13 protein-coding genes and 1 pseudogene are annotated in these 9,764 nt (G+C 67.4%); 9 read left to right on the top strand and 5 right to left on the bottom strand.

What is annotated here, in order from left to right; genetic code table 11:
• Positions 1-77 precede the first annotated feature (77 nt).
• Positions 78-776 (top strand): annotated as a pseudogene (locus HB724_RS20650) (cold-shock protein); the annotation flags it as partial.
• A 332-nt stretch (positions 777-1,108) separates the two neighbouring features.
• Positions 1,109-1,684, top strand: a complete 576-nt coding sequence (locus tag HB724_RS19730) for a PEPxxWA-CTERM sorting domain-containing protein (RefSeq protein WP_213982662.1) — start codon at positions 1,109-1,111, stop codon at positions 1,682-1,684.
• A gap of 3 nt (positions 1,685-1,687) precedes the next feature.
• Here the strand turns inward: HB724_RS19730 and HB724_RS19725 are convergent, their stop codons facing one another.
• Positions 1,688-3,265 (bottom strand): cisplatin damage response ATP-dependent DNA ligase, encoded by a 1,578-nt coding sequence (locus HB724_RS19725; protein WP_213982661.1) that lies wholly within the window; start codon positions 3,263-3,265, stop codon positions 1,688-1,690.
• A 47-nt stretch (positions 3,266-3,312) separates the two neighbouring features.
• Here HB724_RS19725 and HB724_RS19720 point away from each other — a divergent pair, with 47 nt between their 5' ends.
• Entirely contained in the window at positions 3,313-4,146 is an 834-nt protein-coding gene (locus HB724_RS19720; RefSeq protein WP_213982660.1) for a metallophosphoesterase, read from the top strand.
• On the opposite strand, the gene HB724_RS19715 is transcribed toward HB724_RS19720, so the two are convergent.
• Positions 4,131-4,634, bottom strand: coding sequence for a DUF6265 family protein (locus tag HB724_RS19715; protein WP_213982659.1), 504 nt, complete (start codon positions 4,632-4,634; stop codon positions 4,131-4,133). The two genes, HB724_RS19720 and HB724_RS19715, sit on opposite strands and share 16 nt — an antisense overlap.
• 100 nt (positions 4,635-4,734) lie before the next feature.
• On the opposite strand from HB724_RS19715, the gene HB724_RS19710 reads away from it, so the two are divergent.
• The gene (locus tag HB724_RS19710) at positions 4,735-5,082 is read left to right on the top strand and encodes a hypothetical protein (RefSeq protein WP_213982658.1); all 348 of its coding nucleotides are present in this window, start codon (positions 4,735-4,737) and stop codon (positions 5,080-5,082) included.
• A gap of 65 nt (positions 5,083-5,147) precedes the next feature.
• Here HB724_RS19710 and HB724_RS19705 read toward each other — a convergent pair whose 3' ends face one another.
• Both HB724_RS19705 and HB724_RS19700 read right to left on the bottom strand, forming a co-directional pair.
• Positions 5,148-5,645, bottom strand: a complete 498-nt coding sequence (locus HB724_RS19705; RefSeq protein ID WP_213982657.1) for a DNA starvation/stationary phase protection protein — start codon at positions 5,643-5,645, stop codon at positions 5,148-5,150.
• Between the two features lie 112 nt (positions 5,646-5,757).
• A complete protein-coding gene (locus tag HB724_RS19700) occupies positions 5,758-6,321 on the bottom strand; it encodes a TMEM165/GDT1 family protein (protein ID WP_213982656.1) in 564 nt (187 codons plus the stop codon).
• A gap of 265 nt (positions 6,322-6,586) precedes the next feature.
• Here HB724_RS19700 and rpmG point away from each other — a divergent pair, with 265 nt between their 5' ends.
• Positions 6,587-6,754, top strand: coding sequence for a 50S ribosomal protein L33 (gene rpmG / locus HB724_RS19695; RefSeq protein ID WP_025560997.1), 168 nt, complete (start codon positions 6,587-6,589; stop codon positions 6,752-6,754).
• 64 nt (positions 6,755-6,818) lie between these two features.
• Here the strand turns inward: rpmG and HB724_RS19690 are convergent, their stop codons facing one another.
• Positions 6,819-7,220, bottom strand: coding sequence for a response regulator (locus HB724_RS19690; protein WP_213982655.1), 402 nt, complete (start codon positions 7,218-7,220; stop codon positions 6,819-6,821).
• A 36-nt stretch (positions 7,221-7,256) separates the two neighbouring features.
• Between HB724_RS19690 and HB724_RS19685 the strand changes: the two genes are divergently transcribed.
• The 4 genes from HB724_RS19685 to HB724_RS19670 all read left to right on the top strand — a co-directional run bounded on the left by HB724_RS19685 (position 7,257) and on the right by HB724_RS19670 (position 9,629).
• Positions 7,257-7,523 carry a DUF3572 family protein gene (locus HB724_RS19685; RefSeq protein ID WP_213982654.1) on the top strand — a complete coding sequence of 89 codons (267 nt, stop codon included), beginning with the start codon at positions 7,257-7,259 and terminating at the stop codon, positions 7,521-7,523.
• Positions 7,520-8,158, top strand: coding sequence for an HAD family hydrolase (locus HB724_RS19680; RefSeq protein ID WP_213982653.1), 639 nt, complete (start codon positions 7,520-7,522; stop codon positions 8,156-8,158). Before HB724_RS19685 ends, HB724_RS19680 begins: the two co-directional genes overlap by 4 nt.
• Positions 8,159-8,189: 31 nt before the next feature.
• The gene (locus tag HB724_RS19675) at positions 8,190-8,654 is read left to right on the top strand and encodes a RidA family protein (protein ID WP_213982652.1); all 465 of its coding nucleotides are present in this window, start codon (positions 8,190-8,192) and stop codon (positions 8,652-8,654) included.
• Positions 8,655-8,861: 207 nt separating this feature from the next.
• Complete coding sequence (locus tag HB724_RS19670; protein ID WP_213982651.1) at positions 8,862-9,629, top strand: TorF family putative porin; 768 nt, start codon at positions 8,862-8,864, stop codon at positions 9,627-9,629.
• The last annotated feature ends 135 nt before the right edge of the window (positions 9,630-9,764 follow it).

Genomic DNA, 9,764 nt, shown 5'->3' with positions numbered 1-9,764 from the left:
CGTAGGCCCGGCCGGGAGCTCACACGGACGTGCGACAGAATCCTTAGGGGGGACGGGGGGTGGGGGGCGGGGGGTGCGGTGGTCGCGGGGGCATCGGGAGCCGCGGCCGGTTCGGGGGCGGGCGGGGCGGTGGTGGCTGCGGCGGCGGCGGCGGTTTCCGCAGCGGCGGTGGTGGCGGCTTCGGCGGCGGTGGTGGCTTTGGCGGCGGCGGCGGCGGTGGCCGCGGCATGCCCCCCCAGGTGGTCGGCGAAGCGACCGGCGTGGTCAAATTCTTCAACGCGCAGAAGGGCTTCGGCTTCGTCGTCCGTGATGATGGCGGTGAGGACGTGTTCGTGCATATCTCGGCAGTCGAGCAGGCGGGCCTGACCGGCTTGGCGGAAGGCCAGCCGATGGGCTTCACGCTCGTCGATCGCGGCGGCCGCATCTCGGCGACCGAGCTCAAGATCGACGGCGAGCCGCTCCCGGTCGAAGACCGCGGCCCGCCGCGCGATCGCGATGCCGGCCCGGGTGGCCCGCGCGGTGGCGCCGGCGGTGCCGGTGGCCCGCAGCGTCAGCTCACCGGCGAGAAGGCGACCGGCACGGTCAAGTTCTTCAACGCCATGAAGGGCTTCGGCTTCATCCAGCGCGATGACGGCCAGCCGGATGCCTTCGTCCACATCTCCGCCGTCGAGCGCGCGGGCATGCCCACGCTCAACGAAGGCGACCGTCTCGAGTTCGAGCTCGAGGTCGATCGTCGCGGCAAATACGCAGCGGTAAACCTCACGCCGATGAGCTGAGGTTTTCGCGCCAAGCGATTCGGGAAGGGCCGGGCGGCGACGCCTGGCCCTTTCTCGTTTTGGGAGACTTTGCGATTCGGGTGCGGCGTCGTGCTCCCGCGTTCGCAGGCACAAGCTGTTCGGGTCGAGACCTCTCCCCATCACCCGGCCGAAGGAAGGGTTGGCGGAGTACCTCGACGCCGAACGCCGATCGGCCCTGGGCGCCGAACCGGGCGCCGGGTGAATCGCAAGAACCTGTGCCGAAACGACCCGTATTGGGCACCCGAACTGGGTGTGAAGATGGTTAATATGCTGTAAAAGCGAAACACGGCAAAGGTTCGGGAGACGGGGCGATGAAGAAGTTTCTGTTCACGGCGTGCGCGATCGGCGCACTGGCGGCGGCGACTCCCGCGCTGGCAGGTCCGGAATATCGCTTCTCGGGCACGTTCCTTCCCTCCACCGGCACCAGCTTCAGCGAGCTGCTCGGCGGCGGCTCGTTCGACGGCAGCTACTCGCTGGCCGGCAGCGCCTTCCCGACCAGCGGCATCGGCTATTTCGACAGTTTCTCGCTGAACCTGCGCGATTCGACCGGCGCGATCCTGCTTACCCTGACCCAGGGCGTCGGCACGGCGGGCGGCTATATCAACACCGGATATGCCTCCATCTATGGCGGCACCACGCTCCTGTTCTCGGACGCCACGTCGGACTATCTCCAGCTCGTCGTACCCACCGGCTTCGGCGGCACCGGCGCGGTCCTTGCCAATGGCTATTCCTATGCGCAGATCGCGCCGCAGAACCAGGCGATCATCGGCAGCGGCGTGATCTCCGTGCCGGAGCCTGCGGCCTGGGGGCTGATGCTCGGCGGCTTCGGCGCGATGGGCATGGCGCTGCGCAGCCGCCGGACGCGCGTGCGCGTCGCCTACGCCTGACCTTCAGGTAACGAGCCGCTTCAATCCCTCGATCGTGTCGGCCTCGTGCGCCGGCTTGTCGGTGCGGATGCGGCTGATCCGGGGGAAGCGCATCGCCACGCCCGATTTGTGGCGCTTCGATTCGTGGATCGAATCGAACGCGACTTCGAGCACCAGGGTCTTCTCCACCTCGCGCACCGGGCCGAAGCGATTGACCGTGTGGGTGCGCACGAAGTGGTCGAGCCATTTCAGCTCCTCGTCGGTAAAGCCGAAATAGGCCTTGCCGACCGGGAGCAGCTCGCCGCTCCCGGTCCAGGCGCCGAAGCTGTAGTCCGAATAGAAGGACGAGCGCTTGCCCGAGCCGCGCTGGGCGTACATCAGCACGCAATCGGCGGTAAGCGGATCGCGCTTCCATTTATACCACAGCCCTGCGCGACGCCCCGCGACATAGGGCGAATCGCGGCGTTTGAGCATCACCCCTTCGATCGAGGCGTCGCGGGCACCGGCGCGGATCTCCTCCAGCGCGGCGAAATCGGGGGCGTCGATGATCGCCGAGACATCGAAACGCGCCGGATCGAGGTGTGCGGCGAAGGCTTCCAGCCGGGCGCGGCGTCCGGACCAGTCCAGCGCGCGCAGATCCTCCGCCGCGTCGAACAATATGTCGTAGAGGCGGACGAAGGCGGGAAAGTCGGCGAGCGTCTTCGCCGACACCAGCTTGCGGCCGAGGCGCTGCTGGAGCGCGTTGAAACTGGCCGCCTCTCCGCCCTGGAACTCGCCTTTAACCAGCAATTCGCCGTCGAGCACGCCGGGCGTGGCGAAGGCGGCGGCGACCTCGGGGAAGCTGCGGGTGATGTCGTCGCCCGCGCGGCTGTAGAGCCGCGTCTCGCCCGCGACATGGACGAGCTGGACGCGGATGCCGTCCCATTTCCACTCGGCGGCATAGTCGTCGAGGCTGACGGTCGTCTCCTCCAGCGGGTGGGCGAGCATGAAGGGGCGGAAGACGGGGACGTCCTGCGGCGTGGGCTGCGCGCCGCTGCCTTCGGCCCAGGCGAACAGCGGGGCATAGGGCGGGGCGAGGCCGTGCCACACTTCCTCCACCGCATCGACTTCGAGACCAAAAGCTTGCGCCAACGCCGTCTTGGCGAGGCGCGCGGAGACGCCGACGCGCAGCGCACCGGTGGCGAGCTTGAGCAGGGCGAAGCGCTCATCGGCCTCCAGCCGGTCGAGCATCGCGGCGAGCGTGGCCGGCGCATCGGACTTGGAGATCGTGCCGAGCGTCGCGACCACGTGCGAGAGCGTCAGCGGCTCGGCATCGGGCGGCGGCACGTGCGGCTCGGGCCAGAGCAAGGCGATCGTCTCGGCCGTGTCGCCCACGAAGTCGCGGCTCATCGCGAACAGCACCGGATCGACCCGCGCCTCGACCATCGTGCGGATCAGCGCGGGCTTCACCGCGGGGAGATCGAGCCCGCCGGTGAGCGCTGCCATCGCCCAGCCGCGATCGGGATCGGGGGTCTGCCGCAGATAGTCGCCGATCAGGCGCAGCTTGGCGTTGCGCGAGCGCGTGTAGATCAGGCCATCGAGCAGATCGGCGAATGCGCGCATGCCCGACTAAATGGTTTCGGCAGCGCATTTGTGCCAGAGCATCGCGCATGCTGCGCATCCTCGGGCTGATTCTCCTCCTTCTGCTCGGGCTCGCGGGCTGGGGCTATGCCAATGTCCTGGCCGATCCGGTCGTGCGGCGCGCCGCGATCACGATGCCGGGCCTGCCTGCCACCGCGCAGCCGCTGCGTGTCGCCTTGATAAGCGACGTCCATGTCCAGGGGCCGGACATGCCGCCCGAGCGAGTCGCGCGCATCGTCGCCCAGGTGAATGCCGAGCGGCCCGATCTCGTGCTGCTGGCGGGCGATTTCGTCGGCGATCGTGCGCTCGGCACGCGCAGCTATTCGGATGCGGAGATCGCCGCGCCGCTGGGGCGCCTGCGGGCGCCGCTGGGCGTCTATGCGGTGCTCGGCAACCACGACTATTGGCGTGCGCCCTCGGGCATGCGCAGCGCGTTGCAGGCAGCGGGCATCCGGATGCTGGACAATCGTGCACTGCGCGTCGGCGGGATCACGTTGGTAGGCATAGGCGACGAACAGACAGGCCATGCCAATGTGCCGGCGGTGGTCCAGGCGGCCGCGCGCCTGCCCGGGCCGATCCTGGCATTCACCCACAGCCCCGACGTGATCCCGCGCTTGCCGCCGCAATTCGGCGCGGTGCTCGCCGGGCATACCCATTGCGGCCAGATCGTGCTGCCCTGGTATGGCGCGTTGACGACCGCGTCGCGCTATGGCGACCGCTATCGCTGCGGCGTGATCCATGAGGGCGCCCGCGCGATCGTGGTGGGCGCGGGCTGGGGGACGAGCGTGCTCCCGTTCCGCTTCGGCGCGCCGCCGGACTGGTGGCTGGTGACGATCGGTCCGGGCGCTCAGTCGCGGACGTAGCGGAACGGCATTTCCTCGGTGCTGCCGTCCTTGTGGCGGATCCGCACCCAGCAGGTCATCGCGCGCGGGCCGGTGATGCGAAAGGTCAGGCCGTCGAAATGAATCGCGTCCTTCTCGATCGCGACGAGCGGGAATTCCACGGCCTTTCCGGTGGCGTCCTCCCATCCGGTCAGGTCCGCGTTGAAGTGGCGCAGGCGATAGACCAGCGATTCGCCGCGCGGGACGATCTGCATCAACTCATAGAACTCGATGCCGCCCTTGCCGTCTTCCTGCAGGAAATGACCGGCGATCCTGCCCGCCTGCGGCGCCGAATAGACTTCGGTGGCCGGTGCCCCCAATCCTTCGCCCCGCCAGGTGCCGGCTAGCCAGGCGAGCTGGTCCAGCGTGGCGGCCGGCGATTGCGCGCCGGCGGCGAGACTGCGGGTCTCCTGCGCGAGGGCGGGCGGCGCAAGACAGAGCAACAAGGCGGCCAGCGTGCAGCGAATCATATATGTTCTCCCCCGGAAACGCCTCATCCTATCGCAAACGCTGGTGCGCGATAGCCATGCACGCTAGGACTTGAGCCCCATTCCATGGAGATTCCCTCGCATGAAGCTCGTCCTGATCGCGGCAGCCGCCTGCCTCGTGCCCCTCGCCGCCTCGGCCCAGACCGTGCCCGCCCCGGCGGCCACTGAAGCCGTGGCGACCGCGCCGGCGCCCGCCGCGGATGCCGCCTCCGCGGCCAAGTTCAACCTCGACACGCCGATCGAAACGCTGGTCGCCGACGAGAAGGCCAAGGCCGTTCTCGCCGTCGATCTGGGGACCGATGTCACGGCGAATCCGTCCTATGACCAGTTCAAGTCGATGAGCCTGCACCAGGTGCAGCCCTTTGCGCCGGACAAGCTGACCGACGATCTGCTGAAGAAGGTCGAGACTGACCTCGCCGCGATCAAGTGATGTGAGAAGGGCCGGGGATCGCTCCCCGGCCCTTTCTGATTCGGCCCTTTTCGGGGGCGTTCGGTTCAGCCCTTGCGGCTGGCCTCGAACAGGAACCAGGCGCGTTCCTCGGCCTGGTCGGTCCATTCGTCGACGATGCCGCTGGTGGCATTGTCGCCGGCCGCCTCGGCGGCTTCCTTCACCGCGCGGAAGCTCTCGACCAGCTTGAGATTATCCTCGCGCAGCTCGACCAGCATGTCGCCCGGGGCGACGTAGTCGGCGTCATTGTCCTTGATCGTCTGATGGCGCGCGACGTCGCCGATTGAGCGGAGCGTGACGTTGCCGGTCTTGCGCACGCGCTCGGCGATCGCGTCGGTCACGCCGTAGATCTGCGCGGCCTGGTCATCGAGCAGCAGGTGATAGTCGCGGAAATGCGGACCCGAGACGTGCCAGTGGAAATTCTTGGTCTTGAGGTAGAGCGCGAAGCAATCCGCCAGCGCGCTGTTCAGCGCATCGGCGACGCTCTTGGTGTCGTTGCGGTTGAGGTCGGTAGGCGTCTGGAGCGCCGCGGTCTTGTCTGCCATCTTTCGTCCTCCGGAAAGTTTCGATTCGTGGGGCTAACGAACGGCATATAGTGCCGGGTCCATGCCCGCACATGGGATTTATACCGATGACAGCAATCGAGCGAGCCATAGCTCAGAGCAGGCGCACCGCGCCCAGGCCGATATAGGCGCCGGCGATCAGGAACAGCGCGCCCGTGCCGATGCGGAGCCGGCCCAAAGGGAGCGCGCGCCAGGCCCGCTCGCCCAGCACGGTGGCGACGAAGGCAACCGCGAAGGCCCCCAGCGTCGCGCCCGCCGCCGCCAGCCAGGGCAGGCCGCGCAGCGAGAGCGCCAGCGTGAAGAACTGCGTCTGCCCGCCGAACGCCAGGATCGCGACGCCGAGCAGCGGCGTGAGGAACGCGCCGAGCCGCCAGCGATCGAGCCGCTGGGGCGGCTTGGCCGGCCACAGCGCCGCCAGTCCGCCGAAGATGAGCGCCACCGCCAGGAACAGCGCCTGGGCATTGGGTGTCATCCTCGGCGCCATCGCCAGGCTCGCGGCGGCGGCGAGGAAATTGCCGATCGCATGACCAAGGCCAGCGGCCAGCGCGACGAGGATCGGCCGGCGGAAGCGATCGGCGAGGATCGCGGTGAGCGTGGCGGGACGCTCGCCCAATTGTGTCAGGATGGCCAGAAGGAAGGCCGGGACGATCGCTTCCATATGCCTCCCTCGTTCGTGGGGCATATTGGGCCGGGCGGGGTTAAGGGGGCGTCAAGCGGTGGGGGATGACGCAGTTCGAACCACGCGAAGCAAATCCTCCCCGAGCAGAGCTCGGGGAGGATTTGGTGTATCCGATTCAAACTAGGGTACCCCCAAACGGCTCCCGCCTTGACTTTTCCGGCGGACTCGCGCAGTTGCGCCCTTCTGGAAGCGGTGCGCCTCGCGTGCCGCTCTTTCTTTTTATCAGATTCAAGGGTTTCGGGTCATGGCCAAGCCGACCACTGTCAAGATCAAGCTCGTCAGCACGGCGGACACGGGTTTCTTCTACGTCACGAAGAAGAATCCGCGCACCCAGACCGAGAAGTTCTCGTTCCGCAAGTATGATCCCGTCGTGCGCAAGCATGTCGAGTTCAAGGAAGCGAAGATCAAGTAATCTCCCTCGCGGGATTGCGCGGTTCCTCGCGAAAGCGGGGATCGTCTTCCGGAAGCCCCAGGCCCTATGGCTGTGGGGCTTCTTCTGTGCCCGCCTGTTCGGGCGGCAGGAGCGCGCGCACTTCCTCCATGAAGCGCGCCAGCGAGATCGGCTTGGAGACATAGGCATTCGCGCCCACCGCACGGATGCGTTCCTCATCCTCGCGCCCGGCATAGGCGGTGACCGCCATGATCGGAATCGAGCGCAGCTCCGAATCGAGCTTCATCTGCTGGATCAGCTCATAGCCGCTGACATGCGGCAGCTGGATATCCATGATCGCAAGGTCGGGCTCGAAGCTGCGCGCCGCGGCGACCGCGTCGCGCCCGTCCTTCACCGGCTCGGTGGCAAAGCCATGCGCACGCAGCAGATCGCAGAACAGCTTCAGATTGAGTTCGTTGTCCTCGACAACGAGCACCCTTTTTGCCACGCGCTTGACCCTATGCTTTCAGGGACTCTCTAGGCGATGGCGGCGTTGGAAACAAATGCGGCGGCATTGGCGCTCCAGGCGCTCGCCTGGACGCTGGGCGATTCGCACCGCGCGAGCCGGCTGCTCGACCTGACCGGGCTCGATCCCGCATCGCTGCGAGCACGCGCCGGCGAGCCTTCGCTGCTCGCTGCCACGCTGGGTTTCCTCGAAGCGCACGAGCCCGATCTGATCGCCTGTGCCGAGGCGCTGGACGTGAAGCCCGCCGCTTTGGTCGCCGCGCGCATGGCGCTGGAGCGCGCATGAAGCCGCTGCTGATTACCGATTGCGACGAAGTGCTGCTCCACATGGTCCGCCATTTCGGTACCTGGCTGGACGAGGCGCACGCGATCGACTTCACGCCCAATGGCGGCGATTTCGCCCATTCGATGCGGCGCCGGCACGACCGCAGCCTGGTGGAGCGTGATGAGATGTGGGGGCTGCTCGACGGCTTCTTCCCGGCCGAGATGGCGCGCCAGACGTTGGTGCCGCATGCCCGCGAGGCGCTGGCGGCGCTTGCCGAACAGGCCGAGATCGTCGTGCTCACCAATCTGGGCGATCATTGCCGCCCGCACCGCATCGCCCAGCTCGCCACGCACGGCATCGCCCACCGCGTCGAGTGCAACCAGGGCGGCAAGGGCGGGCCGGTGGCGAAGCTGATCGCGGAATTCGGCGCGACCGTCACGGTGTTCGTCGACGATCTCGCGGTCCATCACGAATCGGTCGCGAAGCATGCGCCGGAGGTGTTTCGCCTCCACATGGTCGCCGAGCCGAGCCTCGCGCCCCATGTGCCGGCCGCGCCGCATGCCCATGCCCGCATCGACGACTGGCGCGAGGCGCAGGACTGGATCGCGGCGCGCTTCGCCGCGGGGAGCGTGGCCGGGGCCATGACTGGGGGTTGACCGCCATCGCCGCTGGTGGTTGAGCGGCGGCATGACCACCGCCATCGATCGCAAGCTGGAAGAGCTGGGCCTCTCCCTTCCCGAAGCCGCCGCTCCTGTGGCCGCCTATGTTCCCGCGGTCGAGGCGGGCGGGCTGCTCCATATCTCCGGGCAGCTCCCGTTCAAGGACGGCGCGCTGATGACCGGGCGGCTGGGCGACGGCCGCGATCTGGAATTCGGCGCCGAGGCCGCGCAGCGCTGCGCGCTGATGCTCGTCGCGCAGATCAAGAAGGCGCTGGACGGCGATCTCTCGCGCGTCGTGCGGATCGTGAAGCTCGGCGTGTTCGTCAATTCCGCGGCGGACTTCACCGATCAGCCCAAGGTGGCCAACGGCGCGTCGGAGCTGATGGTGGCGCTGTTCGGCGAGGAAGGCCGCCATGCCCGCAGCGCCGTGGGCGTGCCCGTGCTGCCGCTCGGCGCCGCGGTGGAAGTGGACGCGATCGTCGCGATTCGGTGATCGCCCGCTGACCTGCGCTGTCTGTTGCGGTCCAGCAACAGTTCCTCACGATCCTGTCACAAACCGGCAAATAATGTTGTGCGCCGCAGCGTAATTCGGCAATGATCCTTTCGTCATCTGGAAGCTGCCCGGCCATCGAGCCACTAGAGATGCAGCGTCAGGCGACGGCAGGTGGGGACCCTTTGGGAATTTATTGAAAGGGATTCCATGCGCTTCTCAACGATCGGCTTCGGCGCGCTCATGCTCGCCTCCACCGCGCCCGCCATGGCGCAAGACGAAACCGCGCCCGCGCCGGCGATCACCATCAACGGCAGCGCCACCGTGGTCAGCGACTACAAGTTCCGCGGCATCTCGCAGACCGACGGCAACTTCGCGGTCCAGGGCGGCATCACGATCAGCCACGCTTCGGGCTTCTATATCGGCACCTGGGGTTCGTCGATCGACGACTATGTGACCGCCCATGGCTCCGCGCATCAGGAACTCGACCTGATCGCGGGCTTCAAGAAGACCTTCGGCGGCGCGACGTTCGATGTCGGCGCAGTCTATTACGTCTATCCGGGCACCCGCGCGGCCGGCGATCCCAGCTCGTCGGACTTCATCGAGCCCTATGCCTCGATCTCCTATGCGCTCGGCCCGGTGACCGCCAAGGGCACGGTGAACTATGCGCCGAAGCAGAAGGCGCTGGCGCTCGACCAGATCGGTCCGAAGAACGACAACGTCTATATCGCCGGCGATCTTTCGGGTGCCATTCCCAACACGCCGATCGGCCTCACCGCCCATCTCGGCCATACGTTCGGCCCGAGCTGGCTGGCGATCGGCAAGGAATATACCGACTGGAGCCTGGGCGCGACCTACACCTACAAGGCGCTGACCTTCGGCGTTTCCTATGTCGACACCGATGGCGACTTCATCACGCCCACCGGCAAGAATGCCAGCAAGGGCGGCGTGCTCGGCTCGATCGGCGTCAGCTTCTAAAGCGAACGCCGGCCGTAACAGGCCAGAGAAAAGGGCCGGTCCGCAAATCGCGGGCCGGCCCTTTTCGTTTGCCGATGCGGCGGGTTTATTGCGGGGTGCTGGCCGGGGGCGTGGCGGCCGGCGCAGGAGCAGGTG

This window comes from Sphingomonas sp. dw_22, assembly GCF_018449795.1.
Taxonomy (GTDB): domain Bacteria; phylum Pseudomonadota; class Alphaproteobacteria; order Sphingomonadales; family Sphingomonadaceae; genus Sphingomonas.
This window is presented reverse-complemented; position numbering and strand designations above follow the sequence as displayed.

Bases quoted from the DNA above. Each gene is read 5' to 3' on its own strand.
- HB724_RS19720 (WP_213982660.1), top strand. From the start codon at position 3,313: ATGCTGCGCATCCTCGGGCTGATTCTCCTCCTTCTGCTCGGGCTCGCG.
- HB724_RS19675 (WP_213982652.1), top strand. From the start codon at position 8,190: ATGACCACCGCCATCGATCGCAAGCTGGAAGAGCTGGGCCTCTCCCTT.
- HB724_RS19670 (WP_213982651.1), top strand. From the start codon at position 8,862: ATGCGCTTCTCAACGATCGGCTTCGGCGCGCTCATGCTCGCCTCCACC.
- HB724_RS19725 (WP_213982661.1), bottom strand. From the start codon at position 3,265: ATGCGCGCATTCGCCGATCTGCTCGATGGCCTGATCTACACGCGCTCG.
- HB724_RS19715 (WP_213982659.1), bottom strand. From the start codon at position 4,634: ATGATTCGCTGCACGCTGGCCGCCTTGTTGCTCTGTCTTGCGCCGCCC.
- HB724_RS19685 (WP_213982654.1), top strand. From the start codon at position 7,257: ATGGCGGCGTTGGAAACAAATGCGGCGGCATTGGCGCTCCAGGCGCTC.
- HB724_RS19700 (WP_213982656.1), bottom strand. From the start codon at position 6,321: ATGGAAGCGATCGTCCCGGCCTTCCTTCTGGCCATCCTGACACAATTG.
- rpmG (WP_025560997.1), top strand. From the start codon at position 6,587: ATGGCCAAGCCGACCACTGTCAAGATCAAGCTCGTCAGCACGGCGGAC.
- HB724_RS19705 (WP_213982657.1), bottom strand. From the start codon at position 5,645: ATGGCAGACAAGACCGCGGCGCTCCAGACGCCTACCGACCTCAACCGC.
- HB724_RS19710 (WP_213982658.1), top strand. From the start codon at position 4,735: ATGAAGCTCGTCCTGATCGCGGCAGCCGCCTGCCTCGTGCCCCTCGCC.
- HB724_RS19730 (WP_213982662.1), top strand. From the start codon at position 1,109: ATGAAGAAGTTTCTGTTCACGGCGTGCGCGATCGGCGCACTGGCGGCG.
- HB724_RS19680 (WP_213982653.1), top strand. From the start codon at position 7,520: ATGAAGCCGCTGCTGATTACCGATTGCGACGAAGTGCTGCTCCACATG.